This window comes from Brevundimonas sp. (genome assembly GCF_035626975.1).
In the GTDB taxonomy this organism is placed as follows: domain Bacteria; phylum Pseudomonadota; class Alphaproteobacteria; order Caulobacterales; family Caulobacteraceae; genus Brevundimonas.
The window spans coordinates 92,141-118,867 of record NZ_DASPMQ010000058.1 but is presented as its reverse complement, the minus strand read 5'-3'; the positions used below and the strand labels follow the sequence as shown (position 1 = coordinate 118,867).

Sequence of the window (26,727 nt, the reverse complement as noted above, 5' to 3'; positions counted from 1 at the left end):
GAAGGCGCTGATCCGGCCCATCTGCACCCGGGCGCGGTCGTCCTTCAGATTGTCCTTCAGCACCTTCTCGACGGCGCGGTTGTTCTTCGACTCCTCCATGTCGATGAAGTCGATGACGATCAGCCCGGCGAGGTCGCGCAGCCGCAGCTGGCGGCAGGCCTCCTCGGCCGCCTCCAGGTTGGTCTTCAGCGCGGTCGCCTCGATGTTGCGCTCCCGCGTCGCCTTGCCGGAGTTGACGTCGATGGCGACCAGCGCCGCGGTCTGGTTGATCACCAGGTAGCCGCCGGACCGCAGGGGGACGACGGGGCTGTAGATCTGCGACAGCTGCGCCTCGATGCGGTGCGCCACGAACAGCGGGGTCGGCTCGCGGTAGGCCATGACCTTCTTGGCCTGGGCCGGCATGATCATCCGCATGAAGTCGCGGGCTTCCTTGTAGCCCGCCTCGCCCTCGACCTGGACGCTGTCGATGTCCTTGTCGAACAGGTCGCGGATGGCCCGCTTCACCAGGTCCTCTTCCTCGTAGATCAGGGCCGGGGCCACCGACTTGAGGGTGGTGTCGCGGATGTTCTCCCACAGCCGCATCAGGTACTCGTAGTCGCGCTTGATCTCGGCCTTGGTGCGCTTGGCGCCGGCGGTGCGGATGATCAGGCCCATGCCGTGCGGCACGTCCAGGGCGGCGGCGGCGGCCTTCAGGCGCTTGCGGTCGGTGGCCTGGGTGATCTTGCGCGAGATGCCGCCGCCCTTGCCGGTGTTGGGCATCAGCACGCAGTAGCGGCCGGCCAGCGACAGCCAGGTGGTCAGGGCCGCGCCCTTGCCGCCGCGCTCGTCCTTGACGACCTGGACCAGCATGACCTGACGGCGCTTGATGACGTCCTGGATCTTGTAGCGGCGCATCAGGCGGCGCTTGAGCCGCTCTTCCTCGGCCATGCCGCCTTCGGAGTCGCCGTCATCGCTTTCGCGGCCGAGGTCGTCGTGCTCGTCCTCGTCGGAATGCGCCTCGGCCATGATGGCTTCGCGGTCGGCGACCGGGATTTGATAATAATCCGGGTGGATTTCGTTGAAGGCCAGGAAGCCGTGACGGTTGCCGCCGTATTCGACGAAGGCGGCCTGCAGGCTGGGCTCTACGCGGGTGACCTTGGCGAGATAGATGTTGCCCCGAAGCTGGCGCTTCGAGCGGGATTCAAAGTCGAATTCCTCGATCTGACGGCCCTCGACGATCGCGACGCGGGTTTCCTCCGCGTGGGCGGCGTCGATCAACATGGTCTTTGACATGGAAGGTCTCTCTCTGGCGCGCTCGGCCGTCCCCGCAAGGGGGTGACAAGGCGGCTCGCCGAATGGGATTGGGGGCAGGCGCGAGCGCGATCCCGTCGCCGCGGCGCGAGCCGGGGGCGAGGTCGGTCAGGTCAGACCGGAAGGGAGCGCAGGCGGGATAGCCCATGAAGGTTCAGTACGGTCCTGGGACCGGACGCGCCGTCGATAAGGGCGTCCCGGACCCGGTCGTCGAATCGGCGGGCGCACCCGTCCGGCTCTCGGATCAGTGAAAGTCATGCCGCGAAGAGGGCGCGCCCGGCCTGAGGGATCAGGGGACGCGATCGTTCGCGAGCGGAACAAGCATAGGCATGACCAATTCGAATTGAAAGCCGCGCCGGCCTTAACCCGTTGTCGACTCCCGCGCGTTTAGCATCCGGCCAACCAACAAGGTGGGTTTCCGTCGAATGTACGGGCTGTCGCGTATCAATCTGGCCCATTGGGGCGTCAGGGACCGGTTTCTGGCCGTCGCGGGCTTCCTCCTCGTCTGCGCGGTCCTGCTGGTCGCCGGGCGCGGGCTGGCCTCCGGAGCCATGGGCGAAATCCTTCGCGTCCGGTTCGGCGGCGACGCCCAGCGCACCCGGGTGGTCATCGACCTGGACCGCACCTCGCGCGGCCAGGTGATCCAGTCGGGCGACGACGGCCATGTCGTGATCAGCCTGTCGGGCGTGTCCCCGCCCGACCAGCGGACCGGAGCCGGACAGGGACTGGTGCGCGACTTCCGGGTCGCGGGCGTCGGCGCGGCCTCGCGGATCGAACTGGACCTCGCCACCAGCGCCGAGATCGAGCGCCGCTTCCTGCTGCCGCCGGGAGACGGCATCGCCCACTACCGCTACGTCATCGACCTCAAGGCCACCGGCCGCCCCCCGATGCGGCCGGCCCTGCGCCCCGCCCGGCCGGCCCCTCCGGCCGAGCGCCCGCTGATCTTCATCGACGCCGGACACGGCGGCCGCGATCCGGGCGCCGCCGGGGCCCATTCCCGCGAGAGCGCCGTCACCCTCGCCGCCGCCCAGGCCCTCAAGCAGGAGCTGGAGCGCGGCGGCCGCTACCGGGTGCGGATGACCCGCGAGGGCGACGCCTATGTCGACCTGTACCGCCGCGTGGCCATCGCCCGCCAGGCCGGCGCCGACCTGTTCATCAGTCTGCACGCCGACGCCGGGGCCGACCCGGCCACGCGCGGGGCCAGCGTCTACACCCTGTCGGAACAGGGCGCGGGCCGGGCGGTGCGCGAGTTCACCCGCGGCGACAACTGGCAGCGCAGCCTGAACCTGCCGGGGCGCGACGCCTCGGTCGACCGCATCCTGCTGGACATGACCCAGCGCGCCACCCAGAACCGTTCGGCCCAGCTGGCCCGGACCCTGCTGGGCGAACTGGAGGAGGCGGACCATCCGCTGCTGCGCCGCAGCCACCGCGACGCCGGCCTGGCCGTGCTGCTGGCCCCCGACGTGCCGGCCGTGCTGCTGGAGATGGGCTTCATCACCAATCCCGAGGACGAGCGGCTGCTCAACGACGGCCGCGCGCGGCGCCGGCTGATGCGGGCCGTGGCCGAGGGCATCGACCGCTATTTCCGCGAGCCGGCCGGCGAGGTTCAGATGGCGGCGGCCGCCGGGGCGGCGGGGCAGAACTGAGGCCGGTCACTGGTCCTCCGCCTTCAGCCACGGCGGCGGCCTGACGCCCTGGTCGATCAGGGACTGGCGGCCGCGGGCGAACTCGGCCGGGCCGGCGCCGCGCAGGCCGTCGGCGTAGACCAGCCGCCACGACTCCGCGTGGACCGCGTCCCGCCAGGCCCGCTCGCGGCGATACATCTCGGCGCGCAGCAGGGCTTCGAGCGAGGGCGGCGGCGGGCGCGGCGGCCGTCGGGTGCGGGGCAGGGGCATGGTCGATCCTTGCGGGCATGCGGAAGAGGCCTCGCGCCGGCGACGCGAGGGGCGGGAAGGCGTGCGGAGCGCCGGGCCTGCGCCCGGAGTTCGTTTGGTTTTACCGTTTCGACGCAGACAGACGCTCCGCGCGGAGATTTTCCGGGAGCTTGCGTCCGGTGGCGGTCTTATCGCCTTACCGCAGCGCCTCCGGCGGGCGGGTCGGCCTTGCGCAGCCGATCCCCGGACCGGGCGAGTATCCCCCTCGCCCCTGACATCCGACATCCATCAGACCCCGGGCGTCGCTCGTCTTGCGTTGACGAACCGGAACCGGGCCCCCGCTTCTCCACATCCCGCCGCCAAAGGACGCAAGGCCTCTGCGCCTCCCCGTGCGACGGGACGGGGAAGAGTGTCGCACGGGCCGGCCCTATGGCGGGTTCAGGACACTGATGAAGAGGGGACGGGAGGGGAATCAATAGGTTAGGGTTGGGAATTGTGATGGCTGGAAGGGAAATTGTAGCAGGGCTTCCGGGCGTTTCACGCGAACGAAAAGCCGCAAAGCGCCCGAAGCGGATATTCAGCCAAGGTCAGGAAGCGGATTTTCACGCGGGTGGCGGCTGAATGTCCGCTTCAGTCCACTACGGACTCAACGCACGGGGCTCGCGCCGGGGCCCGGGACGGCCACTGGATCGGCTCAGGCTCGCGGGGTCAGAAGATGTCCGGCTCCGTCAGAAATCCGCAACGCCTCGCCGGGGGGCAGAGTTACTTGCCCGACGGCCGGCCGCGGCTGCATGAGGCTGGGGCGACGGGGCTTGGCCGGCGTCCGCCACGAACAGGCAGGTGGGACTATCCAAGCCGTCGTTTTCTCTTGCGGCTGAGGCGCCGGGGCCGTTGTCGACATCGAGTATGACGGGATAAGTGCGATAAATGCGGACACGCACGGCGTCTCGCCAAGCAGCAAGATCGACTGTCGATAATCCGGGTGGCCGACCCGATTTTGTTTTCCGTTTTGGCTGTAATTCAAGGAAATACCTCGTGGGGGCGTCAAGGCGATCTATTCTGGGCGGGTTCTGCGCCCTCGGCGCGCTGCCGATGCTGGCGAAACTCCAGGGCACAGCCTATGCCGCCGCGTCGGGCGCCGCGCGACGGGCGACGCATGCCTTGCGGTTCGACAAGCCTGCCGGGCGATGGATGGAGGCCTTGCCGGTCGGGAATGGCCGATTGGGCGCCATGGTGTTCGGCGGGGTCACGCAGGAGCGCGTCCAGCTCAACCATATCGAGCTTTGGTCCGGCCATCCTTCAAACGATGACCGCCCTGAAACGCTCGCGGCCTTGCCCAAGGTCCGCGAGCTGCTGTTCGCGGGGCGCTATGCCGAGGCTAACACATTGGCCCAGGACAAGATGATGGCGCCGAAGAACAGCGAGGCGTTCGGCTCCTATCAGATGCTGGGGGATTTGGGCCTTGAGTTCGAGCACGCCGGGAACGTCACGAACTATGAGCGCGAACTGGATATGGCCGCGGCCGAGGTCCGGGTGCGTTATCGGCTCGGAATGGCGGAGTACAAGCGGACCGTTATCGCCTCTCACCCCGATCGGGCCCTGGTGATCTGCCTGGAGACAACCGCGCCGGAGGGGCTCAGCTTCAGGGTGACGCTCTCCCGGGACAGGGACGCCGAGGTCGGACCCGACGGCGACAGCGTCCGGCTGGCGGGCAGACCGCAACCTTCCGGGACAGCCTTCGCCGCGCATATGCGCTGCGTGGCCGACGAAGGCCAGGTCACGCCGACGGAGAACGGCTACCAGGTCAGGGGCGCCAGGCGCGCCCTGATCTATCTGACGGGTGCGACGGACCTGCTGGCGGATAGGCCCGCCGCAAGATCCCGGGCGGACATGGAACATGTCGTCGGCCAGCCGTGGGACGCGTTCGTGGCCTTTCATCAGGCCGAGCACGCCGCTTTTTATGAGGCCGTCGAACTCGAACTGGGCCCGCTTCCTGAACCCATCACCGCCGATGCGCGCCTGAACGCGGTGAAGACCGGCGCGAACGACAACGCGCTGACCGAGGCCTATTTCAACTTCGGACGCTACCTGCTGATCCGGTCGTCACGGCCGGGGTCCTTGCCGCCCAATCTGCAAGGCCTGTGGGCGGATGGCTTTTCCCCGCCCTGGAGCGCGGACTACCACATCAACATCAACATTCAGATGAACTTCTGGCCGGCCGAGGTTTGCGGTCTCGGGACCCTGCATGGGGCGCTGTTTGATTTCGCCGAGCGCCTCAAACCCGACGGCGAGACAACGGCGCGGATCGCTTACGGCTGCCGGGGAGCGGCGGCCCATTACACCAGCAACCCGTGGGGACACACGGCACTGGATGGCAATGTCGAATACGGTTTGTGGCCGGAAGGTCTGGCGTGGCTGAGCCTGCATTTCTGGGAACATTATCTGTACAGCCGCGACGTCGAGTTCCTGAGAACGCGGGCCTATCCGTTCCTGAAGTCGTGTGCGGAATTCACACTCGACTACCTTGTGACCCATCCCGTCACCGGCAAGCTGGTCTCGGGACCGGCGGCGTCACCGGAGAACCGGTACAGACTGGCGACCGGTGAAACGGGCTGGATCGCCATGGGGTGCGCCATGTCGCAATCCATGGCGCACGCCGTCTTGACCCAATGCGCCCAGGCCGCCGCGGATTTGGGGACTGATGCCGGGTTTGCGAAAACCTGCCACGAGGCCGTCCTGAAACTCGACCGCCTCAGGATCGGCCCGGACGGTCGCATCATGGAGTGGCCCGAACCCTTTGAGGAAGTCGAGCCGGGGCATCGCCACATCTCGCATCTGTTCGGCCTCTACCCGGGCGCGGAAATCGACCCGCGCAAGACGCCGGAACTGGCGGAAGCCGCCCGCAAGACCCTGGCCGGGCGCCTTGAACACGGTGGCGGCCATACCGGGTGGAGCGCAGCGTGGCTGGTGATGTTCCGGGCGCGTCTGGGCGAGGGGGATGAAGCCCATCAGATGCTGCAGAAACTGTTTCGCGAAATCACGAGCGACAACTACCTGGATATGTACACGGCCAGCACCGATCCGATTTTCCAGATCGACGGCAATCTGGGAGCGACGGCGGCGATCGTCGAAATGCTGGTGCAAAGCCACAACGACACGCTCCGGATTCTGCCCGCCCTGCCGACAGCCTGGGCTTCCGGCAAGGCGACGGGCATTCGCGGGCGCGGCGGGCTTGTTGTCGACCTGGCCTGGGACGATGGACTTGTGCGAACGGCCGTCGTCAGGGCGACGCGCGATGTCGACTGCGAAGTCATCGCGCCGCCGCGGCAAAGGCTGTTGGGTGCGTACGAACGTGGCCGGAACATCGTCGCCGTGGCCGGGGCGCCAAGCTTCAAGGCGGGCCGCACCTATGATCTGGAGTTTGCAGAGGCTTGAACCGCGCAGGTCAGGGAATGGGGACGCTTTTTCTGCTCTGACCTGCTCCTGCTCTATCCCCTGCCGTCGCGTCACACCACCTCGCACTCCGTTCCTTCACCCCCTATCTCCGCCCCATGCATCCGAGAGTCGTCGATCTGGAAACCCTCGGGGGGACCGTTCCCCGGAGATCATCGAGGTCGGAATCGTGCAGGCCGCGTATCAGCAGGGAGACCCAAAATGACGCCGGGCGCGAACGCCGATGCATGGCCTGACCTGTCGTCTCCGTTGCTGGGGCCGACGGCGGAGACGCTGCAGCTGTGGACCCAGATCGCCGGCAAGGTGCGCCTCGCCGGGACGCCCTGGCTCAACCACTCCTGGCACGTCACGTTTCATGTGTCGGCGCGGGGGCTGACCACCCCGCTCATCCCCCACGGCCCGGTCGGTTTCGAACTGGAGTTCGATCTGGTCGCCGGCGAGCTGGTCATCCGCGTCAGCGACGGCGGCGAGCGCCGGATCGGGCTCGGGCCGGGAAGCCCGGCGGAATTCCATGCCGCGGTGCTGGACGGACTGGCGGGCCTCGGCGTGGCGACGACCATCGTGCCGACGCCCAACGAGATGGCCGAGGCGACGCCCTTTCCGCAGGACACGCGCCGGCGGGCGTATGACGCCGGGGTCGCCAGGGACTACTGGCGCGCACTGGTCCAGATCGACCGGGTGCTGAACCGCTTCCGCTCGCGGTTCCTCGGCAAATGCAGCCCGGTGCATCTGTTCTGGGGCGGCTTCGACATGGCGGTGACCCGGTTCTCGGGACGGCGGGCGCCGCTGCATCCGGGCGGCGTCCCTCATCTGCCTGACGCCGTCACCCGTGAAGCCTATTCGCACGAGGTTTCCAGCGCGGGGTTCTGGCCCGGCGGGCCCGACGGGGAAGGGCCCTGCTTCTACGCCTATGCCTATCCGACGCCGGAGGGATTCGCGTCCGCGGCCGTGTCGCCGGCGCAGGCGCGGTTCGATCCCGGGCTGGGCGAATTCCTCCTGCCCTATGACGCCGTCCGGACCGCCCGCGACCCGGACGCCGTCCTGCTCTCGTTCCTGCAGAGCACCTACGAGGCGGCCGCCGATCTCGCCGGGTGGGACCGGGCGGCGCTGGAATGCGAGGAGGGCCTGCCGCGGCGGCCGCGACCGGTCGGGTGACGCGCCGCTCGCCGGGCCGGTTCGCGCCCGGAGGCGCGGCGATCCCTTAACCGGGGCCGGACGGTCCCGGTCGGAGCGATTTCAGCCGGCGAAGGAGGGCCCGGGCGTCCTGTTGGGCGCCGAGCCAGGCGAGCGCCGCGACCTGCATCGTGAACAGGCCGACGATCAGCCAGTAGTAGACGAGCGGGGAGGCCGTGCCCGCGGGATACTGGAACCAGTACCAGGCGTGAACCAGCGGCGTCAGGACGAAGCCGGCGATCACCATGTCCGCCCAGCGGGAATGCAGGCGGGAGAGCCAGATGACGCCAACCGTCCCGAGGGCGATGTCGATCAGGGCCGGGGCGGTTTCAGAGATCAGGCGAAAGGCCGCGTAGTTGGCGGCCCATTTGAGCGCTAGCAACAGGGCCATCGGCCGGGTGGCCCGATGCGAGGCCGCCAGGATCAGCAGACCCGCCCACAGCCACTCGATCATTCGGGCGCTATGTCGGAGTCGTCCGGCGGCGTCGTCGGGTAGACGGGCGGCATGCCGGGATCCGCGGGCGGCAGTTGCGGCGGAGGCGGCGGCGGCGGCGGGGGGGTCGGCGGGGCCGGGATTTGATCGTCTGGCATGGCGTGTCTCCAGGGTCAGGCACGGTTTTCTTCGACTGGCGCCGGCTCGCCCGTCAAGCTTTTGAATATCACGTCATGGAGCGGCGGGCTCGTCCCTGTTGTGGGGGCCTGTTGTGCGGGCGATGCCCGCCCCGCTCGCGCTGCGCCGCCTGACCGCCTATCTCGGGCCCATGCGTCTGAGAGTCGTCGATCTGGAAACCACCGGGGGAGACCGGACCTCGGAGATCATCGAGGTCGGGATCGTCGATGTGGTGCGCGCCGGGGAGGGCTGGCGGGCCCTGCCGCCCGTGTCGAAACTGTTCCGGCCCCGGGGCGAGATTTCGGTCCACGCCATGGCCGTGCATCATCTGACGCCCGACGACTTTTGCGACGACGATCCGCACTGCGACGAATACCGGCTGCGGGAGATGCTCCTGGCCGAGCCGGCGGACCTGATGGTGGCGCATTCGGCGCGGTTCGAGCGGGGGTTCATCGCCGATACGGCCACCGGCGGGCTGCCGTGGATCTGCACCGTGCGCTCGGCCAAGGCCGTATGGCCGCAGGCGCCGGGGCATTCGAACCAGGTGCTGCGCTACTGGCGCGGGCTGAAACTGGACCCCGCCCTGGCCAATCCGGCGCACCGGGCGGGGCCGGACGCCTGGGTGACGGCGCATATCCTGATCGACCTGCTGAAGGAGGCGAGCGTCGAGCAGATGCTGGAATGGACGCGCGAGCCGCGGCGGGTCGAGCGGATTCCGTTCGGCAAGCATCGCGGCAAGCCCTGGGCCGAGCCGCCGGACGACTATCTGCGCTGGATGGCCGGGCAGGGCGACATGGACGCCGATGTCGTGGCCGCGGCGCGACAGGAACTGGCGCGTCGCGCCGGGGCTGTGACGGGCCCTCTGGCGGCGGCTTCCGGCGCGGGCTAAACCACCGGCTGGGCGCGTCATTCGGAGAGCCAAGTGAAGATTGCCGAACGCTGGTTCGTGATGGCGGGCGTCGGCCTGCTGGGCGCGATCGCGCTGGCCGGTCTGGTGGTGGCCATCTACGCCGCCTGGCTGTTCCACGACCTGCCCGACGCCTCGGAACTGGCCGACTACCGGCCGGCGACGGCGACGCGGGTCTATGCCGGCGACGGCACCCTCATCGGCGAGTTTTCGGACGAGCGGCGCATCTATGTGTCGTACGAGCAGGTTCCGGAGCCGGTGGTGCAGGCCTTCCTCGCCGCCGAGGACCGCAACTTCTTCAGCCACGGGGGGGTCGACGTCTCGGGCCTGGGCCGGGCCATGCTCAAGAACGTCTTCAACGCCGCCACGGGCCGGCGTCTGGAGGGCGGTTCGACCATCACCCAGCAGGTCGCCAAGAACGTCCTGCTGACCAACGAATCCAGCATCAACCGCAAGGTCAAGGAAGCCATCCTGGCCAACCGGCTGGAAGCGACCCTGACCAAGCCGCAGATCCTCGAGCTGTATCTGAACGAGATCTTCCTCGGCTATCGCTCGTACGGGGTGGCGGCGGCGGCCTATAACTATTTCGGCAAGTCGCTGGACCAGCTGACCTCGGATGAGGCGGCCTTCCTGGCGGCCCTGCCCAAGGGACCGAACAACTACCATCCCAAGCGCCACCCCGGCGCGGCCAAGGGCCGGCGCGACTGGGTGCTGGGCGAGATGCGCCAGAGCGGCTTCATCACCGAGGCGGAACTGGTCGCGGCCCGCGCCCGTCCGCTGATCACCCAGGACGCCCCGCGCCGGGCCCAGTACGCGGACGCCGACTTCTTCGTCGAGGAGGCGCGCCGCCAGGCCATCGCCCGCTTCGGCCGCGAGGAGGTCAACCGCGGCGGCTATTATCTGCGCACGACGCTGGACCCCGACCTGCAGTCGGCGGCCCGCGACGCCCTGATGAGGGGGCTGGAGAACTACGACCGGCGTCACGGCTGGCGCGGCGCCTGGGGCACGACCGACTTCGCCGAGGGCTGGCGGGAGAAGGCCATGGAGGGCCAGCGCCCGCCCGAGCGCCGGGCCTGGCGCGCCGCCGCCGTCGAGAGCGTCTCCGGCAACACGGTCCGGGTGCGCAGCGCCTCCGACGGCTCGAGCGGGACGCTGCTGGCCGAGGACGCGGCCTGGGCCAACGCCAACCGCCCGCTGAAGCGCGGCGACCTGATATTCGTCGAGCCCCGCGGCGGCCAGTTCGCCCTGAAGCAGGTGCCCGCCGTCAACGGCGCCCTGGTGGCCATCGAGCCCCAGTCCGGCCGGGTGCTGGCCATGGTCGGCGGCTATAGCTACGCCCTGTCCAGCTTCAACCGCGCCACCCAGGCCGAACGCCAGCCGGGTTCGGCGTTCAAGCCGTTCGTCTATGCGACGGCGCTGGAGGGCGACTACACGCCGGCCTCGATCGTGCTGGACGCGCCGATCAGCTTCGCCGGCGGCCCGGGCGGCACGCGGTGGAGCCCCGAGAACTACAGCCGGGAATACTATGGGCCGCAGAGCCTGCGCCGGGGGCTTGAGCTGTCGCGCAACGTCATGACCGTGCGGCTGGCCCAGGCGATCGGCATGCAGAACGTGGTCGACCTGTCGAAGAAGATGGGGGTGTCGGACAATCTGCAGCCGAACCTGTCGGTGTCGCTGGGGGCGGGCGAGACCACGCCGTACCGCCTGACCGCCGCCTACGCCGCCTTCATCAACGGCGGACGTCGGGTCAATCCGTACCTGATCGAGGTGGTGCAGGACCGGGACGGCGAGACCATCTTCCGCGCCGACGATCGTCGCTGCCGGGAGTGCGGCCGGCCCTTCACCGGCCAGGAGTCGCCGCGGCTGCAGCCGCGCGGCACGCAGGTCATCGACCCGATCACCGCCTATCAGATGAGCTCGATCCTCGAAGGCGTCGTCCAGCGCGGCACGGCCGCCAGCGCCCGCGGCCTCGGCCGCTGGGTCGGCGGCAAGACGGGCACCACCAACGAATACCGCTCGGCCTGGTTCGTGGGCTTTTCGTCCGACATCGTGGTCGGGGTGTTCATCGGCTTCGACGACAACCGGCCGCTGGGCTCGGGCGAGACCGGCGCGACCGGCCCGGTGCCGGTGTTCAACGAATTCATGCAGGTCGCCCTGCGCAAGCGGCCGGCCCGGCCGTTCGTGCGGCCCAGGAACGCGATCTTCCGCACGGTCAACGGCATCGAGGAGGCCTTCCGCCCCGGCACCGAACGCCGGCGCGAGGAGGAACAGCCGCGCCGCGAGGTTCCCACCGGCCCGCAGAACTACAACGAGCTGATCCGCCGCGAGCAGGACGAGGCCGCCGGAATCCCGCCCTCGAGCACCCCCACGCCGCCGCCGACGCCGCCGCCGGCGAAGAAGGAGCCGGCCGAGGACCTGAGCGGGCTGTACTGAGGGGCTGGGGGGACTTCCCCGGTCCCCAATCCCCGGCCCCCACTTCCCCTTTGCCCCGGCGCGCTCTATGTCGCGCCTCCACTTGTGTCGCAGGAGTTCGCGATGAGACCGGATGTCGAGGCCATGAAGGCCGACATCGAGCAGAGCATCGCTCTGCTCAGGAGGCGTCTTTGACTGGGATGTCGCGCTTCGAAAGCTCGATGAGCTGAACGCCCGGGTCGAGGACCCGACCCTGTGGAACGATCCCGAACAGGCCCAGGCCGTGTCGCGCGACCGCTCGCGCCTGGCCGCCCAGATCGACACCGTCCGCCAGATGGAGACCGGGCTGGAGGAGGGCGTCATGCTCGCCGACATGGCCGACGAGGAGGGCGACGAGGCCACGCTCGAGGAGGCCCGCGCCCAGCTCAAGGCCATCAAGGACCGCGCCGCCCGCGCCGAGCTGGAGGCCCTGCTGTCGGGCGAGGCCGACGGCAACGACGCCTATCTGGACGTCAACTCCGGTGCCGGCGGCACCGAATCCAACGACTGGGCCGGCATGCTGCTGCGCATGTACAGCCGCTGGGCCCGCGCCCACGGCTACGAGGTCGAGGTCGAGGCCGAGGAGGGCGGCGAACAGGCCGGCATCAAGTCCGCCACCGTCCTGATCAAGGGGCCGAACGCCTACGGCTGGCTGAAGTCGGAATCGGGCGTGCACCGGCTGGTCCGCATCAGCCCGTACGACGCCGCCGCCAAGCGCCACACCTCGTTCGCCTCGATCGGGGTCTCGCCCGTGGTCGACGACACCATCGAGATCGACATCAATCCCGCCGACGTGCGCACGGACACCTACCGGGCCTCGGGCTCGGGCGGGCAGCACATCAACAAGACCGATTCGGCGGTGCGCCTGACGCACATCCCGACCAACACGGTCGTGGCCTGCCAGGCCGGCCGGTCGCAGCACCAGAACCGCGAACAGGCGTGGAAGATGCTGCGCGCGCGGCTGTACGAGCTGGAGCTTCAGAAGCGCGAGGCCGCCGCCCAGGCGCTGGCCGACGCCAAGACCGACATCGGCTGGGGCCACCAGATCCGCAGCTACGTCCTGCAGCCCTACCAGATGGTCAAGGACCTGCGGACCAACGTCGAGACCTCCGACACCCAGGGGGTGCTGGACGGCGACCTCGACGCCTTCATGGGCGCGGCGCTGGCCGCCCGGGTCGGCGAGACCCGGGGAAGCACGGTGGAGTAAGTGGCCCACACTCTCCCGCCGTCATCCTCGGGCTTGACCCGAGGATCCGACGTGGGGCCGGGCTGTGCGACGGGGACGGCCCGGCGAGCGTGACCGCAACTCCGTCCACCGCGCACCGGATGGTCTGATCCTCGGGTCAAGCCCGAGGATGACGGCCGAGGGTGGTTACGCCCCCGACTTCATGTCGATGACATGGGGGCGGTCGTCGCCGTGCGGGGGGGTAGCGCTGGCGGCCGCGGCGGACGGACGCGGCGCGGCGGCGGGCGGAGCCTCGCGGCGGCCCTGCAGCACCCGGCCCTGGAAATAGGCGCCGATGTCGATCGACAGCTGTTCGGCGGTGATGTCGCCGTCCACATAGGCCGTGGCGATCAGCTTGACCTGCTTGCCGGAGACGGCGCCGACGATGCGGCCGCGCACCTCGACGTAGTCGGCCGAGACATTGCCCTCGACGCCGCCCGTCTCGCCGACGATCAGCCGGCCGACGCGCACGTCGCCCTTGATGGCGCCGTCGATCTGCAGATCGCCGCCGCCCGAGATGTTGCCGTCGAACTGCAGGTCAGACGACAGGGTCGACAGGCCGCGCGAGCTGACGGGCGAAGCCGCGACGCGCGAGACCGGCGACGCCGCCGCGGACGAGCCGCCCGGCATGGGCAGGTCGGGCAGCGGCGGAATGGCGGAACCGGTGTCGGCGCGGGGCTGCGTCGACGACGGGGCGGGGGATTTAGTCTTGTTGAACAAGTTGGTCTCCGGCTCTCATGAAGCGGGCGGGGTTTTGCGGGCGGCCGTTCATCCACACCTCATAGTGCAGGTGAACGCCGGTGGAGCGTCCGGTCGTGCCCATGGCGCCGATGCGCTGGCCCAGCGCGATGCGCTGGCCGGACCGGACGGCCATGGAGTTCAGGTGGGCGTAGCGCGTCTTGAATCCGCGTCCATGATCTATCTCGACGGTGTTGCCATACCCTGAACGCACGCCGACGAAAGACACGATTCCGGGAGCCGGGGCCCGGATGGGCGTGTTGAGCGGCGCCGCGAAGTCCTGCCCCTGGTGCAGGGCGAGGCGGCGGTTGAACGGGTCGAAGCGGGCCCCGAAGCCGGAGGTGGTCCGCGCCGTCGTCGGGCGGTGGAAAGGCATGCCCTCCGCCGCGTCGGCCAGGCTCCGCATGTCCGACAGGTTGTCGGCGGCGCTGCGGATACGCATGGCGAAGGCCTCGTCGACGTCCAGCACGGCGGCGAGGGCGCGCGGGTCGCTGGCCTCGACCAGCGGACCGCCGAGGCCGGCGCTGCTGGAGGGCGCATAGGCGGAAGGGTTCAGGCCGGCGAGACGGAAGGCCAGCCGCAGCCGTTCGGCCCGGGTGTGCGCCACGGTCTCGGCGCGGGCGATCAGCCGCTCCTGGTCCATCCGCACGGCCAGCATGCGCTGCACCGGCGTGTGTTCCGCGGGATCGAGCGACGGAGCGGGGGCCAGCGCGGCCTGGGCTCCGTCGACGCCGCGGAACATGCCCATCACCTGGGTCAGGGCGGCGTGGCGGCGCTCGACCATCTGGGCCATCTCGTCCAGCGAACCGGTGGTGGCGGTCATGCGTACGACGGCGCTGTCCAGCCGGGCCTGCAGGTCGGCGTTGAGCCGTTCCGAGGCGGCGCGGGCGCGGGCGACCGTGCGGTCGGCCTGACTCTGCATGACGAGGTCCCAGGCAAAGCCGCCCGAGGCGACCAGGCACCAGCCGCCGATCAGCACCCCGGCCACGGCGCCGAGCGCCTGGCGGCCCGGCGTCAGGGCCCAGGCCCGGACCTCGTCGCCATCCCGCAGATACACATACCGGGTCGGAAACCACCGACCCATCAGAGACTGTCGCCCAGTCGTCTCTTCGGTCATTACGCAACGCCCCCACGTACGGCGACGGGTTATGCGCCACCTTTGTCGTGGTGGACAAGCGTGTTCACGACTTGTTAACCATCCTGGCCGGCTTTCAGGTGAATATCGAAGGTATTCGGGGCCATTCTTCGCCTGTCAGGCGTATCCGCGAATCTTTGGAACCGCTGTTACATCTGCGGCTCTGTAGATTCGTCCGTCCTCAGAGCGACTGGACGGCCGCCAAGACTTCGGCGGCGTGGCCCTTGACCCGGACCTTGCGCCAGACCCGCCGCACCACGCCCGCGCCGTCGATCAGGAAGGTGGCGCGTTCGATGCCCATGTAGACGCGGCCGTACATCGACTTCTCGCCCCAGACGCCGAAGGCCTTGGTCACATCGCCGGGCTCGTCGGAGGCGAGGATGACCCCGAGATCGTATTTGGCCTTGAAGCGGTCGAGCTTCTTCACCGGGTCGCGCGAGACGCCGATCACGGTCGCGCCGGCGGCGGCGAACTCGCCGGCGAGCGCCGAGAAGTCCTGGCCTTCCGAGGTGCAGCCGGGCGTGTCGGCCTTGGGGTAGAAATACAGCACCACGGTGCGGCCCTTCAGGCCGTCGGACGAGACGCGGCCGCCGCCGTCGGTCGCCATGTCGAAGGCGGGGGCCGGCTGGCCTTCGGTGATTTCAGTCATTGCAGACTCCTAGTCTCCCCGCTCATCCCCGCGAAGGCGGGGATCCAGATCTTCCGCTAGCGGCGTCCAATCCTGGGCGTCCCTGAGATCACCCAGACGAATTTCTTCGGCCAAGTCTTTCCAGTCAGGATTGTTCTCTTCGATCAGCCGAAGTTTCCACGCCCGGTTCCATTTCTTGATCTGGCGTTCGCGCCGGAAGGCGGCGTCGCGGGTTGGATGACGCTCGAACCAGACCAGAAGATCGACGCCATGACGGGCGGTGAAGCCGGGGAACCGCTTCGATTTGTGCTGGGCGGCCCGGATAAGAAGGCTGTCGGTGGAGCCGGTGTAGAGCGTCCCGTTGCGGCGGCTGGCGACGATGTAGGTGAAGAAGTCCAGAGCCTGGTCCCCCGGTCCGTTCTGGATCCCCGCCTTCGCGGGGATGAGCGGAAATCAAATGGGTTTAACGAGCACGATCTTCTTCTTGCCGAACTGCACCTTGAAGGCCCCGAACTCGGGCAGGAGCTCATCATACTCGTGGAAACGGTCTTCGGTAATCAGCTCGTCGTTAATCCGGATGGCGTTACCCGCCATGTGGCGTGAGGCCTCGCTGAGAGATCGAGCAAATCCCGCAGCCTTCACAAGAGCTCTTGTGGATCGGGCTTGCTCCCACTCTCCTTTGGGGAGCTCAATAACGGGAAGGTCAGCCGAAACTTCACCCTTCTCAAAGGCCGCCTCGGCGGCGGCGCGGGCGTGCGAGGCCGCGTCCGCCCCGTGCAGCATGGTCGTCGCCGCGTCGGCCAGCGCCTTCTTGGCGTCGTTGATCCCGGCGCCCTCAAGGGTTTCCAGCGCCTCGATCTCCGCGAGCGGCAGATCGGTGAACAGGCGCAGGAATTTGCCGACGTCGGCGTCGTCGACGTTGCGCCAGAACTGCCAGTAGTCGTAGGGCGAGAGCTGTTCGGCGTTGAGCCAGACGGCGCCCTGGGCGGTCTTGCCCATCTTGCCGCCCGAGGCCGTGGTCAGCAGCGGCGTGGTCAGGCCGAAGGCGGCCTTGTGGTCGACGCGGCGCACCAGGTCGACGCCCGAGACGATGTTGCCCCACTGGTCCGAACCGCCCATCTGCAGGGTGCAGTTCAGGCTCCGGTTCAGCTCGAGGAAGTCCACCGACTGCATCAGCATGTAGTTGAACTCGAGGAAGGTCATCGGCTGCTCGCGCTCGAGGCGCAGCTTGACCGAGTCGAAGGCCAGCATCCGGTTGACCGTGAAATGCGTGCCGTATTCGCGCAGGAACTGGATGTAGCCGTAGGTCGACAGCCATGCGTCGTTGTCGAGCATGACCGCGTCGGTCGGCCCGTCGCCGAAGGTCAGGAAGCGCTCGAACACGGTGCGGATCGAGGCGATGTTGGCGGCGATGGTCTCGTCGGTCAGCTGGGGCCGCGAGGCGTCCTTGCCGGTCGGGTCGCCGACCTTGGTGGTGCCCCCGCCCATCAGCACGATGGGCTTGCCGCCGGCCTGCTGGAGGCGGCGCAGCATCATGATCTGGATCAGGCTGCCGACGTGCAGCGACGGGGCCGTGGCGTCGAAGCCGATGTAGCCGGTCACCACGCCGGTCGCCGCGGCGGCGTCCAGCTCGGCCGGGTGGGTGATCTGATGGATATAGCCGCGGTCACGGAGCGTGCGCAGGAAGTCGGACTGGAAGGCGGTGTCGGCGGTCATGGCGGGGGATCAGGCTTGGCTTGGGAGGGAAGGGGCGTGTAGCACGGTCATCTGCGTAGGCGAACCGAGCGGCGACCGATGATCCTCAATGGTGTCCTGCGCCCACACGGGGAAGCGCCCGGCCAGACGGAAGGGTCGATCCGCGTCTCGGTCGATATCGAGGGGCGGGGCTATGTCGGCGTCTCTTTCGTTGTGGCGGGTTTCGCCGACCACATACGTATCCCGGAACCTTCCCAGTCGATCGCCCGGGTCCGTTCCGAAGAACAACTCCGGTTCGCGGAGGCGGTGCGACGGCAGATGACCGACGTGACACCGGGGATTGAGATTCCCAGGTCGTCCGATGTCGGTCGAACCGACGGTCTCTGGCGCAGCACCTGTTTCGAGGTCTTCGCCCTGTTGAGGGACGGACGCTACGCAGAGTTCAACATCTCGCCGTCAGGACAGTGGGCTGCCTACGGGTTCAGCGGCTATCGTGAGGGCATGGCGAACCTTGAGGGTCCGATCCGCGTGATCAGGGCGGACAGAACAGGCGACGACTTTGAGATGGATGCCATCGTGAGCTGGAAGGACTGGCCCTTCATCGACCGCATCGGCCTGTCCGCCGTCATCGAGGACGTCGATGGCAACCTGTCCTACTGGGCCTTGGCGCACCCGTCCGATAAGCCTGACTTCCATCATCCCGACTCGTTCGTCCTGACCCTGCCGCCTCCGGAGCCCGCATGAAATTCGGCCTCGACCGCCTGTTGTCCGATCCTGAGCTGCGCGCGCCGCTGAAGGGCAAGCGCGTGGCCGTGCTGGGGCATCCGGCGTCGGTGACGGCGGACCTGACGCATTCGCTGGACGCGCTGGCGGCCTGTCCCGACATCAACCTGACCGCCGCCTTCGGACCGCAGCACGGCATGCGCGGCGATCTGCAGGACAATATGATGGAGTCGCCGGACTTCACCGATCCGCGGCACGGCATCCCGGTGTTCAGCCTGTATGGCGAGACGCGACGGCCGACCGGCCAGGCGATGGGCACGTTCGACGTGCTGCTGGTCGACATGCAGGACCTGGGCTGCCGCATCTACACCTTCATCACCACCCTGCTCTATGTGCTCGAGGCGGCGGCGGAGCACGGCAAGACCGTCTGGGTCCTGGACCGGCCGAACCCCGCCGGGCGGCCGGTCGAGGGGCTGACGCTGCGGCCGGGCTGGGAGAGCTTCGTCGGGGCCGGGCCGATGCCGATGCGGCACGGCATGACGCTCGGGGAACTGGGTCTGTGGTTCATCGACCGGTTCAGGCTGGATGTCGACTATCGCGTCATCGAAATGGAGGGCTGGCGGCCGGACGAGGGGCCCGGCCATGGCTGGCCGCTGCTGGAGCGCGAGTGGATCAACCCCAGCCCCAATGCGCCGAACGTGTCGATGGCGCGCGCCTATGCGGGCACGGTGATGCTGGAGGGCACGACGCTGTCGGAAGGGCGGGGCACCACCCGGCCGCTGGAGCTGTTCGGGGCGCCGGAAATCGACGCGCGGCGGGTGATCGCGGAGATGCAGGCGCTGGCGCCGCAGTGGCTGGAGGGCTGTACCTTACGCGACTGCTGGTTCGAGCCGACCTTCCACAAGCATGTCGGCAGGCTGTGCAACGGGGTGCAGATGCACGTCGCGGGCCCGGCCTACGACCATGCGGCCTTCAAGCCGTGGCGCGTGCAGGCGCTGGCGTTCAAGGCCATCCGCAACCTGTACCCCGACTACGACCTGTGGCGGGATTTCCCGTACGAATACGAGTTCGGGAAACTGGCCATCGACGTGATCAACGGCGGGCCGGCGCTGCGGGAGTGGGTCGATGCGCCGGGATCGACCCCGGAGGAACTGGACGCCCTGACCATTCCGGACGAACTGGCCTGGCGGGAAGAGCGGAAGCCGTTCCTGCTGTACTGAGCGGCCGGGAGTAAGCCCTTACGCCGGCTTTTCCGTAAGCCGCTTGTCCAGATAGGCGCCGACTCGTCGTTCGACGGCGGGGATATGGTCCTGCCAGAAGTGGGTCGCGCCCTCTTCGAGCTCGTAGTCGATGACGATGCCCTTCTGGGTGCGCAGCTTGTTGACCACGCGCTCGACCTCGACCGGCGGGACGACGGTGTCGTTGGTGCCGTGCAGGAACAGGCCCGAGGCCGGGCAGGGGGCCAGGAAGCTGAAGTCGTACATGTTCGACGGCGGCGAGACCGAGATGAAGCCGTCCGTCTCGGGCCGGCGCATCAGCAGCTGCATGCCGATGTAGGCCCCGAACTGGTAGCCGGCGACCCAGGTCTGGGTCGCGCCGGGGTTGTTGGACTGCAGCCAGTCCAGCGCCGTGGCCGCGTCGGCCAGCTCGCCGATGCCCGAGTCGAACTCGCCCTGCGACTTGCCGACGCCGCGGCTGTTGTAGCGCAGCGTCGCGAAGCCGCGCTTCACGAACAGCTGGTACAGGGTCACCACGACCGGATTGTTCATGTGCCCGTTCGCCTTGGGGTGCGGATGCAGGATCAGGGCGATGGGGGCGTTCGGGCGCTTGCCCGGCGAATAACGGCCTTCGATGCGGCCCGAGGCCCCGGGCAGAATGACTTCAGGCATGGGCGGCGCGAATTCCCGTGTTCAACTGTCGTTTCGCAGGTGCGTAATACTTGACCGCGCCGGTAGGACTTTCTAAGTCCGCCATGCGTGGTGACGCGTTTGCGAAGGCGCGGGTTCTAGCACAGGACCCTCGAAAAGCGCGCGATTTTTGAAGGTGCGCGATGCGACTGTCGACCAAGGGACGATACGCCGTGATGGCGATGGCCGATCTGGCCAAGAACGGCCGCGCCGACGGGGTGCAGCGGGCCGTCTCGCTGGCCGAGATCGCGGCGCGCCAGGAGATATCGCTGAGCTATCTCGAGCAGCTGTTCGCCCGGCTCCGCAAGAGCGGCCTGGTGCAGAGCGTGCGCGGGCCCGGCGGCGGCTACCGGCTGGCCAAGGGCGCGCAGGAGACCGTGATCGCCGAGATCGTGCTGGCGGTCGACGAGCCCATCCGGGCCACCCGCTGCATCGGCCATTCGTCGCCCAAGGGCTGCATGATGGCCGGCGAGCGCTGCATCACCCACAATCTCTGGGAAGACCTCGGCGACGAGATCCACCGCTATCTGGCCGGGGTGTCGCTGGAGGATGTGGTGATGAACCGCACCGGCCGGCGGCGGTCCGATGCGACGCCGGACGTGGGGGTGGCGGCGTGAGCGGCATCTATCTCGATTACAACGCCTCGGGTCTGGTGCGTCCGGAAGTCCAGGACGTGATGGCGAAGGCGCTGGCCGACAACGGCAATCCCTCGGCGGTGCACGCCGCGGGGCGGAGGGCCCGGGCGCGCATCGAGACGGCGCGGGCGCAGGTGGCCGATCTGGTCGGGGCCGATCCGACGGCGGTAGTGTTCTCCAGCGGCGGCACGGAATCCAATGCCCAGGCGATCCTCAGCGCGCTGGCGGCGGGCTGCGAGCGGCTGATCGTCGGGGCGACCGAGCATCCGTGCGTGGCCGAGGCGGCCAACGTCAGCGGCAGGCCGTTCGAAATCCTGCCGGTCGACGGCGACGGGGTGGTCGATCTCGACTGGCTGGCTGGGGCGCTCAAGCGGCCGGGCCGGGCCGTGGTCGCCATCCACCACGCCAACAATGAGAGCGGCGTGATCCAGCCGATCGAGGCGGCGGCGAAGCTGGTGCGCGCGGCCGGCGGCTGGCTGCACGTCGACGCCATCCAGTCGGCGGGCAAGATCCCGGTCGACATGCGGACGCTGGACGCGGACACCCTGACCCTGTCGGCGCACAAGCTGGGCGGGCCGCAGGGCGTCGGCGCGCTGGTGTCGAAGGAGGGCGCGCCGATCATCCGCACCCTGCACGGAGCGGGGCAGGAGCGCGGCCTGCGCGCGGGCACGGAGAACGTCCCGGGCATCGCCGGCTTCGGCGTGGCCGCCGATTGCGCCGCCCGCGACCTGCCGCTGGCCTCGGCGCACAAGGCGTGGCGCGACGCGGCCGAGGCGAAGGTCCGGGCTGCCGGCGCGACCATCATCGGCGGCGCGGTGGAACGCCTGCCCAACACCCTGTTCATGGCCGTCGAGGGCTGGGACAGTCCGCAACAGCTGATCACCCTCGACCTGATGGGCGTGATGGTGTCGGCCGGGTCGGCCTGTTCGTCGGGCAAGACCAAGCCCTCCAAGGCGATCTCGGCCATGGGGCTGGACCGTCTGGCCACCGGCGGGGTCCGCGTCTCGGGCGGCTGGGGCACGGTCGAAAGCGACTGGGACCGGTTCGCCGAGGCCTGGGTCGCCTCCTGGGAAAAGTATCGCGCGCGCCATTCGGAACGTGTGAAGGAAGTCGCGTAAGTCATGGCCGCTGTTCAGGAAACCGTCGCCGCCGTCGCCGCTCTGGAGAAGTACGAGCACGGCTTCAGCTCGGATATCGAGCAGGAGTTCGCGCCGCGCGGCCTCAACGCCGACATCGTACGCTTCATCTCGGAGAAGAAGGGCGAGCCCGAGTGGATGCTGGAATGGCGCCTCGCCGCCTATGAGCGCTGGCTGGCCATGGAGGAGCCGACCTGGGCGTCGGTGAAGTACACGCCGGTCGACTACCAGTCGCTGTTCTACTACGCCGCGCCCAAGGAGAAGGCCGGGCTCAAGTCGCTGGACGAGGTCGATCCGGAGATCCTCGCCGTCTACGCCAAGCTCGGCATCCCGCTGAAGGAGCAGGAGGTGCTGGCGGGCGTCGAGGGCGCGCCGCGCTACGCCGTGGACGCGGTGTTCGACAGCGTCAGCGTGGTCACCACCTTCAAGGCCGAACTGGCCAAGGTCGGCATCATCTTCATGCCCATCTCGGAGGCCCTGCGCGAACACCCGGAACTGGTGCGCCAGTACCTGGGCTCGGTGGTGCCGGTGTCGGACAACTATTTCGCGGCCCTGAACAGCGCGGTCTTCTCGGACGGCTCGTTCGTCTACATCCCGCCGGGCGTGCGCTGCCCGATGGAGCTGTCGACCTATTTCCGCATCAATGCGAGCCAGACCGGCCAGTTCGAGCGGACGCTGATCATCGCCGACAAGGGGTCGTACTGCTCGTATCTGGAGGGCTGCACCGCCCCGATGCGCGACGAGAACCAGCTGCACGCGGCCGTGGTCGAACTGGTGGCGCTGGACGACGCCGAGATCAAATATTCGACGGTGCAGAACTGGTATCCGGGCGATCCGGCGACCGGCAAGGGCGGCATCTACAACTTCGTCACCAAGCGCGCCGACTGCCGCGGCGATCGCTCCAAGGTGTCGTGGACCCAGGTCGAGACCGGCTCGGCCATCACCTGGAAATACCCGTCCTGCCTGCTCAAGGGCGAGGACAGCTCGGGCGAATTCTATTCCATCGCCATCACCAACGGGCGCCAGCAGGCCGACACCGGCACCAAGATGATCCATCTCGGCAAGAACTCGAAGAGCCGGATCATCGCCAAGGCGGTCTCGGCCGGGAAGTCGGACTCGACCTATCGCGGCCTGGTCTCGGTGCATCCGAAGGCGACGGGGGTGCGCAACTTCACCCAGTGCGACTCCTTGCTGATCGGCAAGGAGTGCGGCTCGCACACCGTGCCCTATATCGAGGCCCGCAACGGCTCGGCCCAGCTGGAGCACGAGGCGACGACGACGCGCCTGTCGGACGACCAGCTGTTCTACGCCCAGCAGCGAGGCCTGTCGCAGGAGGAGGCGGTGGCCCTGCTGGTCAACGGCTTCGTCCGCGACGTGCTGCAGGAGCTGCCCATGGAGTTCGCCGTCGAGGCGCAGAAGCTGGTGGCGATCTCGCTGGAAGGGAGCGTGGGGTGACTGACTTCAGTCCGTTTTCGCCTGAAGCGCGGCCCCTCGAACTCGCACGGGCGCTGGCAGTTCACCTCCGCTTTGGTGCTTGGGCGAGAGACGACCGAGAACTCGTTGCTGCGGCTGAAGCTGTCGGCCCGGGCCTTGACGATATCGAGTGGCGGGAGTTGCGAGCGCCTGATGAGGTCGCTCTCGCTCACCGATTGCTTGCCAAGGCTACCGCGAGTGATTGGAGCTGGGAGGTTTCGTCGCTCACCGGATGGTCTGAGGGGGACTTCGGTCGAGCGCTCGAAAATCTCAACGCAACGCATCCGCTTTCAAAGATCTGACAATGCTCTCCATCACCAACCTCCACGTCTCCGTCGGCGACAAGCCGATCCTCAAGGGGCTGAGCCTCGACGTTCCGGCGGGCGAGGTGCACGCCGTCATGGGGCCGAACGGGGCCGGCAAGTCGACCCTGGGCTACGCCCTGTCGGGACGGCCCGGTTATGAGGCGACGCAGGGCGCGGTCGCCTGGAAGGGCGAAGACCTGCTGGCGCTGGAGCCCGCTGAGCGGGCGGCGAAGGGCGTGTTCCTGTCGTTCCAGTATCCGATCGAGATTCCCGGCGTCCCGGCCCTGACCTTCGTGCGCACGGCGCTGAACGCCCAGAAACGCGCGCGCGGCGAGGACGAGGTGTCGGCCCCGGCCTTCCTGAAGATGGTCAAGGCGGCGTCGGCGGCGCTGAAGATGGACTTCGACATGCTCAAGCGGCCGCTCAACGTCGGCTTCTCGGGCGGCGAGAAGAAGCGGATGGAGATCCTGCAGATGGCCCTGCTGGAGCCGTCGCTGCTGATCCTCGACGAGACGGATTCCGGGCTCGACATCGACGCCCTGCGCATCGTGGCGGACGGGGTCAATGCGATGCGCAACCCCGACCGGGCCATGCTGGTGATCACCCACTACCAGCGGCTGCTCGACTACATCAAACCGGACCGGGTGCATGTGCTGGTCGCCGGCCGCATCGTCGCCTCGGGCGGCCCCGAGCTGGCCCATCTGCTGGAGGCGGAAGGGTACGACCAGTATCTGCCGGTGCCGGCGTGAACGCACCGGTCCGGATCGATCTGAAGGACGCCTCCAGCTTCCCCTCGCGCCGGGTGGAGGCGTGGAAATACAGCGACCTGCGGAAGTTTCTTCGTGAGACGCCGGAGCCGTCTGCGGCCGCGCAGGTCACCGGGGAGGGGCCGTTCGCGGCGCTCGGCGGCGAGATGCTGGCCTTCGCCAACGGCCGGGCGGTCGGGGCCGACGCCTTCGTGGCGTCCGGCGAACAGACCCTGCGCCTGCGCTTCGTCTCGGACGCCGTGAACACCGGCCACACCGCCTCGGTGCGCATCGCCGTCCGGCCCGGCGCGCGCCTGCTGCTGCTGGAAAGCCACGAAGGCGCGGGCTCGGCTTACGTCGCCCACAACCGGATCGATCTGGATGTCGCCGACGGGGCCGAGGTCACACGCATCGTGCTGGCCGACGAGCCGGACGACGTCCTCGCCATCACCAATGCCGAGGTCCGGGTCGCGCCGGGCGGCCGCTATCGTCAGACGATCGTGACCACGGGCGCGAAGCTGCAGCGGCAGGAGACCCAGCTGGCCCACGCCGGGGCCGGGGCGGACGTGCGGATGGACGGCCTCTACCTGCTGGACGGCGCGCGTCACGCCGACCTGACCAGTGTCGTCGACCATCTCGGCCCCGACGGCGTGACCTCCCAGCTGACCAAGGGCGTGGTGCGCGACACGGCGCGCGGCGTCTTCCAGGGCAAGATCGTGGTCGAGCGCGGCGCTGACGGCACCGACGCGCGCATGGGCCACCACGCGCTGATCCTCGGCGAGCGGGCCGAGGTCGACGCCAAGCCGGAGCTGATCATCTACGCCGACGACGTGCAGTGCGCGCACGGCAACACGGTCGGCAATCTGGACGCGGCGGCGCTGTTCTATCTGCAGCAACGCGGCATTCCGCTGGACGAGGCGCGGGCCCTGCTGACCGAGGCGTTTCTGGTCGAGGTCATCGACCGCATCGAACACGACGGCGCCAGGGAGGTGGTGAGGGAATGGCTGACGGCTCGCCTGTGACACGCTTCGACGCCCACGCCGCGCGCGCCCAGTTCCCGATCCTGTCGCGGTCGGTGAACGGCAAGGCGCTGGTCTATCTGGACTCGGCCGCCTCGGCGCAGAAGCCGCGGGCGGTGATCGACGCCATGGTGCGGGCGATGGAGGGCAGCTACGCCAACGTCCATCGCGGCCTGCACACCCTGGCCAACGAGACCACCGAGGCGTTCGAGGCGGCCCGCGAGAGCGTGGCGCGGTTCCTGAACGCGGAGGCCGCCTCGAACATCGTCTGGACCAAGGGCGGCACCGAGGCGATCAACCTGGTCGCCTCCAGCTTCGGCCAGTCGATCCATCCGGGCGACGAGATCATCGTCAGCCAGATGGAGCACCACTCCAACATCGTGCCGTGGCATCTGCTGCGCGAGCGGCGCGGGGCGGTGCTGAAGTGGATCCCGGTGCTGGACGACGGGTCGCTGGACATGGCGGCCTATGCCGACCTGCTCGGCCCGAAGACGCGCATGGTGGCGGTGACCCACATGTCGAACGTGCTGGGCACCATCAATCCGGTGCGGGCGATCACGGAGATGGCCCACGCCGTCGGCGCGCGGGTGCTGATCGACGGCTGCCAGGGCGCGGTGCACGCCGCGCCGGACGTGCAGGCCATCGGCTGCGACTTCTACGTCTTCACCGGCCACAAGCTGTACGGCCCGACCGGCATTGGAGCCCTGTATGGGACCACCGGGGCGCTGGAGGCCCTGCCGCCATACCAGGGCGGCGGCGAGATGATCGAGACGGTGGAGATGGACCGGATCGCCTACGCCCGGCCGCCGCACCGGTTCGAGGCCGGCACGCCGCCGATCCTCGAGGCGATCGGCCTCGGCGCCGCGATCGAATGGCTGAGCCAGTTCGACAAGGCGGCGATCACCGCCCACGAGCATGCCCTGTATGAACATGCGCGGGCGCGGCTGGCCGGCGTCAACTGGCTGCGCGTGGTCGGCGAGGCAGAGGGGAAGGGCGCGATCCTGACCTTCACCGTCGACGGGGCGCACGCCCACGACATCGCCCAGGTCATGGACCGCTACGGCGTCGCCGTGCGCGCCGGCCTGCACTGCGCCGAGCCGCTGGCGAAAAGGTTCGGCCTGACGTCGAGCGCCCGCGCCAGCTTCGCCCTATATAATACGACAGAGGACGCCGACGCCTTCGCCGACGCCCTGATCAAGGCCCGTGAGTTCTTTGCATGAGCGACCAGACGACCACACTCGAGGACGACGGCGGCCGGACGGCGGCCGTGGAGTCGGGCAAGATCAGCCAGCCCGAGCTGGACCGGCTGACCGACGAGATCATCACAGCCCTCAAGTCGGTGTACGACCCCGAGATCCCGGTCGACATCTATGAGCTGGGGCTGATCTACAAGGTCGACCTGTCCGACGAGCGCGATGTGAAGGTCGAGATGACCCTGACCGCCCCGGGTTGCCCGGTCGCCGGCGAGATGCCGGTGTGGGTCGAGCAGGCGATCCTGAAGGTGGACGGCATCCGTTCGGCCCAGGCCGACATCGTCTTCGACCCGCCGTGGGATTCGTCGAAGATGAGCGACGAGGCCAAGCTGGCCCTGAACATGTTCTGAG

Annotated in this window: 25 protein-coding genes; 15 read left to right on the top strand and 10 right to left on the bottom strand. The window is 68.6% G+C overall.

Features of this window, described 5'->3' with window-relative positions; all coding sequences use genetic code 11:
• Positions 1–1,272, bottom strand: a 1,272-nt coding sequence (locus VEB62_RS15555) for an Rne/Rng family ribonuclease (RefSeq protein ID WP_324801739.1), incomplete at its 3' end; no start/stop codon positions are given.
• Positions 1,273–1,715: 443 nt separating this feature from the next.
• Between VEB62_RS15555 and VEB62_RS15550 the strand changes: the two genes are divergently transcribed.
• Entirely contained in the window at positions 1,716–2,936 is a 1,221-nt protein-coding gene (locus VEB62_RS15550) for an N-acetylmuramoyl-L-alanine amidase family protein (RefSeq protein ID WP_414642065.1), read from the top strand.
• 6 nt (positions 2,937–2,942) lie between these two features.
• Here VEB62_RS15550 and VEB62_RS15545 read toward each other — a convergent pair whose 3' ends face one another.
• A complete protein-coding gene (locus VEB62_RS15545; protein WP_324801733.1) occupies positions 2,943–3,185 on the bottom strand; it encodes a hypothetical protein in 243 nt (80 codons plus the stop codon).
• Positions 3,186–4,256: 1,071 nt separating this feature from the next.
• On the opposite strand from VEB62_RS15545, the gene VEB62_RS15540 reads away from it, so the two are divergent.
• Both VEB62_RS15540 and VEB62_RS15535 read left to right on the top strand, forming a co-directional pair.
• Entirely contained in the window at positions 4,257–6,599 is a 2,343-nt protein-coding gene (locus tag VEB62_RS15540) for a glycoside hydrolase family 95 protein (protein WP_324801730.1), read from the top strand.
• A gap of 219 nt (positions 6,600–6,818) precedes the next feature.
• A complete protein-coding gene (locus VEB62_RS15535; protein ID WP_324801728.1) occupies positions 6,819–7,772 on the top strand; it encodes a DUF5996 family protein in 954 nt (317 codons plus the stop codon).
• A gap of 46 nt (positions 7,773–7,818) precedes the next feature.
• Here VEB62_RS15535 and VEB62_RS15530 read toward each other — a convergent pair whose 3' ends face one another.
• On the bottom strand, positions 7,819–8,244 hold the full coding sequence (locus VEB62_RS15530; protein ID WP_324801726.1) for a hypothetical protein: 426 nt from the start codon (positions 8,242–8,244) through the stop codon (positions 7,819–7,821).
• On the bottom strand, positions 8,241–8,381 hold the full coding sequence (locus VEB62_RS15525) for a hypothetical protein (protein ID WP_324801724.1): 141 nt from the start codon (positions 8,379–8,381) through the stop codon (positions 8,241–8,243). The genes VEB62_RS15530 and VEB62_RS15525 overlap by 4 nt, the downstream gene beginning before the upstream one ends.
• Before the next feature lie 170 nt (positions 8,382–8,551).
• Here VEB62_RS15525 and VEB62_RS15520 point away from each other — a divergent pair, with 170 nt between their 5' ends.
• The 3 genes from VEB62_RS15520 to prfB all read left to right on the top strand — a co-directional run bounded on the left by VEB62_RS15520 (position 8,552) and on the right by prfB (position 12,965).
• A complete protein-coding gene (locus tag VEB62_RS15520) occupies positions 8,552–9,289 on the top strand; it encodes an exonuclease domain-containing protein (RefSeq protein ID WP_324801722.1) in 738 nt (245 codons plus the stop codon).
• A 60-nt stretch (positions 9,290–9,349) separates the two neighbouring features.
• Positions 9,350–11,740 (top strand): penicillin-binding protein 1A, encoded by a 2,391-nt coding sequence (locus VEB62_RS15515; protein WP_324801759.1) that lies wholly within the window; start codon positions 9,350–9,352, stop codon positions 11,738–11,740.
• A gap of 102 nt (positions 11,741–11,842) precedes the next feature.
• Positions 11,843–12,965, top strand: a protein-coding gene (prfB, locus tag VEB62_RS15510) for a peptide chain release factor 2 (protein WP_324801719.1) whose coding sequence is annotated in 2 segments (ribosomal slippage) — positions 11,843–11,911 and positions 11,913–12,965 — 1,122 coding nt in all. Because the reading frame shifts where the segments join, the coding sequence is not laid out codon by codon here.
• 165 nt (positions 12,966–13,130) lie between these two features.
• Here prfB and VEB62_RS15505 read toward each other — a convergent pair.
• From VEB62_RS15505 to tyrS, 5 genes are all read right to left on the bottom strand, one after another.
• Complete coding sequence (locus tag VEB62_RS15505; RefSeq protein WP_324801716.1) at positions 13,131–13,703, bottom strand: bactofilin family protein; 573 nt, start codon at positions 13,701–13,703, stop codon at positions 13,131–13,133.
• Complete coding sequence (locus VEB62_RS15500) at positions 13,687–14,805, bottom strand: peptidoglycan DD-metalloendopeptidase family protein (protein WP_324801713.1); 1,119 nt, start codon at positions 14,803–14,805, stop codon at positions 13,687–13,689. Before VEB62_RS15500 ends, VEB62_RS15505 begins: the two co-directional genes overlap by 17 nt.
• Positions 14,806–15,037: 232 nt before the next feature.
• Entirely contained in the window at positions 15,038–15,505 is a 468-nt protein-coding gene (locus tag VEB62_RS15495; RefSeq protein WP_324801707.1) for a peroxiredoxin, read from the bottom strand.
• A 9-nt stretch (positions 15,506–15,514) separates the two neighbouring features.
• On the bottom strand, positions 15,515–15,865 hold the full coding sequence (locus tag VEB62_RS15490) for a GIY-YIG nuclease family protein (protein ID WP_324801757.1): 351 nt from the start codon (positions 15,863–15,865) through the stop codon (positions 15,515–15,517).
• 72 nt (positions 15,866–15,937) lie between these two features.
• Entirely contained in the window at positions 15,938–17,200 is a 1,263-nt protein-coding gene (gene tyrS / locus VEB62_RS15485) for a tyrosine--tRNA ligase (protein WP_324801704.1), read from the bottom strand.
• A gap of 297 nt (positions 17,201–17,497) precedes the next feature.
• Here tyrS and VEB62_RS15480 point away from each other — a divergent pair, with 297 nt between their 5' ends.
• Positions 17,498–17,923: a DOMON-like domain-containing protein gene (locus VEB62_RS15480; protein WP_324801701.1), complete on the top strand. Its 426-nt coding sequence runs from the start codon at positions 17,498–17,500 to the stop codon at positions 17,921–17,923.
• Positions 17,920–19,122 carry an exo-beta-N-acetylmuramidase NamZ family protein gene (locus VEB62_RS15475; protein WP_324801699.1) on the top strand — a complete coding sequence of 401 codons (1,203 nt, stop codon included), beginning with the start codon at positions 17,920–17,922 and terminating at the stop codon, positions 19,120–19,122. Before VEB62_RS15480 ends, VEB62_RS15475 begins: the two co-directional genes overlap by 4 nt.
• Positions 19,123–19,140: 18 nt before the next feature.
• On the opposite strand, the gene VEB62_RS15470 is transcribed toward VEB62_RS15475, so the two are convergent.
• A complete protein-coding gene (locus VEB62_RS15470; protein WP_324801697.1) occupies positions 19,141–19,791 on the bottom strand; it encodes an alpha/beta hydrolase in 651 nt (216 codons plus the stop codon).
• Between the two features lie 161 nt (positions 19,792–19,952).
• Between VEB62_RS15470 and VEB62_RS15465 the strand changes: the two genes are divergently transcribed.
• From VEB62_RS15465 to VEB62_RS15435, 7 genes are all read left to right on the top strand, one after another.
• Positions 19,953–20,426, top strand: a complete 474-nt coding sequence (locus VEB62_RS15465) for an Rrf2 family transcriptional regulator (protein ID WP_324801694.1) — start codon at positions 19,953–19,955, stop codon at positions 20,424–20,426.
• Positions 20,423–21,562, top strand: coding sequence for a cysteine desulfurase family protein (locus VEB62_RS15460; protein ID WP_324801691.1), 1,140 nt, complete (start codon positions 20,423–20,425; stop codon positions 21,560–21,562). The genes VEB62_RS15465 and VEB62_RS15460 overlap by 4 nt, the downstream gene beginning before the upstream one ends.
• 3 nt (positions 21,563–21,565) lie before the next feature.
• Positions 21,566–23,035 (top strand): Fe-S cluster assembly protein SufB, encoded by a 1,470-nt coding sequence (gene sufB / locus VEB62_RS15455; protein WP_324801688.1) that lies wholly within the window; start codon positions 21,566–21,568, stop codon positions 23,033–23,035.
• Between the two features lie 322 nt (positions 23,036–23,357).
• Positions 23,358–24,107, top strand: coding sequence for a Fe-S cluster assembly ATPase SufC (gene sufC, locus VEB62_RS15450; RefSeq protein ID WP_324801686.1), 750 nt, complete (start codon positions 23,358–23,360; stop codon positions 24,105–24,107).
• Positions 24,104–25,126, top strand: a complete 1,023-nt coding sequence (sufD, locus tag VEB62_RS15445) for a Fe-S cluster assembly protein SufD (protein WP_324801683.1) — start codon at positions 24,104–24,106, stop codon at positions 25,124–25,126. Before sufC ends, sufD begins: the two co-directional genes overlap by 4 nt.
• Positions 25,105–26,343 (top strand): cysteine desulfurase, encoded by a 1,239-nt coding sequence (locus VEB62_RS15440; RefSeq protein WP_324801681.1) that lies wholly within the window; start codon positions 25,105–25,107, stop codon positions 26,341–26,343. Before sufD ends, VEB62_RS15440 begins: the two co-directional genes overlap by 22 nt.
• Positions 26,340–26,726, top strand: coding sequence for an SUF system Fe-S cluster assembly protein (locus VEB62_RS15435; RefSeq protein ID WP_324801678.1), 387 nt, complete (start codon positions 26,340–26,342; stop codon positions 26,724–26,726). The genes VEB62_RS15440 and VEB62_RS15435 overlap by 4 nt, the downstream gene beginning before the upstream one ends.
• Position 26,727 lies beyond the last annotated feature (1 nt).

Coding starts and splice junctions, on each gene's coding strand:
- VEB62_RS15500 (WP_324801713.1), bottom strand. CDS start 14,805: ATGGGTCGGTGGTTTCCGACCCGGTATGTGTATCTGCGGGATGGCGAC.
- VEB62_RS15495 (WP_324801707.1), bottom strand. CDS start 15,505: ATGACTGAAATCACCGAAGGCCAGCCGGCCCCCGCCTTCGACATGGCG.
- sufB (WP_324801688.1), top strand. CDS start 21,566: ATGGCCGCTGTTCAGGAAACCGTCGCCGCCGTCGCCGCTCTGGAGAAG.
- VEB62_RS15550 (WP_414642065.1), top strand. CDS start 1,716: ATGTACGGGCTGTCGCGTATCAATCTGGCCCATTGGGGCGTCAGGGAC.
- VEB62_RS15470 (WP_324801697.1), bottom strand. CDS start 19,791: ATGCCTGAAGTCATTCTGCCCGGGGCCTCGGGCCGCATCGAAGGCCGT.
- VEB62_RS15545 (WP_324801733.1), bottom strand. CDS start 3,185: ATGCCCCTGCCCCGCACCCGACGGCCGCCGCGCCCGCCGCCGCCCTCG.
- VEB62_RS15480 (WP_324801701.1), top strand. CDS start 17,498: ATGACCGACGTGACACCGGGGATTGAGATTCCCAGGTCGTCCGATGTC.
- tyrS (WP_324801704.1), bottom strand. CDS start 17,200: ATGACCGCCGACACCGCCTTCCAGTCCGACTTCCTGCGCACGCTCCGT.
- VEB62_RS15540 (WP_324801730.1), top strand. CDS start 4,257: ATGCTGGCGAAACTCCAGGGCACAGCCTATGCCGCCGCGTCGGGCGCC.
- VEB62_RS15465 (WP_324801694.1), top strand. CDS start 19,953: ATGCGACTGTCGACCAAGGGACGATACGCCGTGATGGCGATGGCCGAT.
- sufC (WP_324801686.1), top strand. CDS start 23,358: ATGCTCTCCATCACCAACCTCCACGTCTCCGTCGGCGACAAGCCGATC.
- VEB62_RS15520 (WP_324801722.1), top strand. CDS start 8,552: ATGCGTCTGAGAGTCGTCGATCTGGAAACCACCGGGGGAGACCGGACC.
- VEB62_RS15515 (WP_324801759.1), top strand. CDS start 9,350: ATGGCGGGCGTCGGCCTGCTGGGCGCGATCGCGCTGGCCGGTCTGGTG.
- VEB62_RS15525 (WP_324801724.1), bottom strand. CDS start 8,381: ATGCCAGACGATCAAATCCCGGCCCCGCCGACCCCCCCGCCGCCGCCG.
- VEB62_RS15440 (WP_324801681.1), top strand. CDS start 25,105: ATGGCTGACGGCTCGCCTGTGACACGCTTCGACGCCCACGCCGCGCGC.
- VEB62_RS15535 (WP_324801728.1), top strand. CDS start 6,819: ATGACGCCGGGCGCGAACGCCGATGCATGGCCTGACCTGTCGTCTCCG.
- VEB62_RS15475 (WP_324801699.1), top strand. CDS start 17,920: ATGAAATTCGGCCTCGACCGCCTGTTGTCCGATCCTGAGCTGCGCGCG.
- VEB62_RS15530 (WP_324801726.1), bottom strand. CDS start 8,244: ATGATCGAGTGGCTGTGGGCGGGTCTGCTGATCCTGGCGGCCTCGCAT.
- VEB62_RS15435 (WP_324801678.1), top strand. CDS start 26,340: ATGAGCGACCAGACGACCACACTCGAGGACGACGGCGGCCGGACGGCG.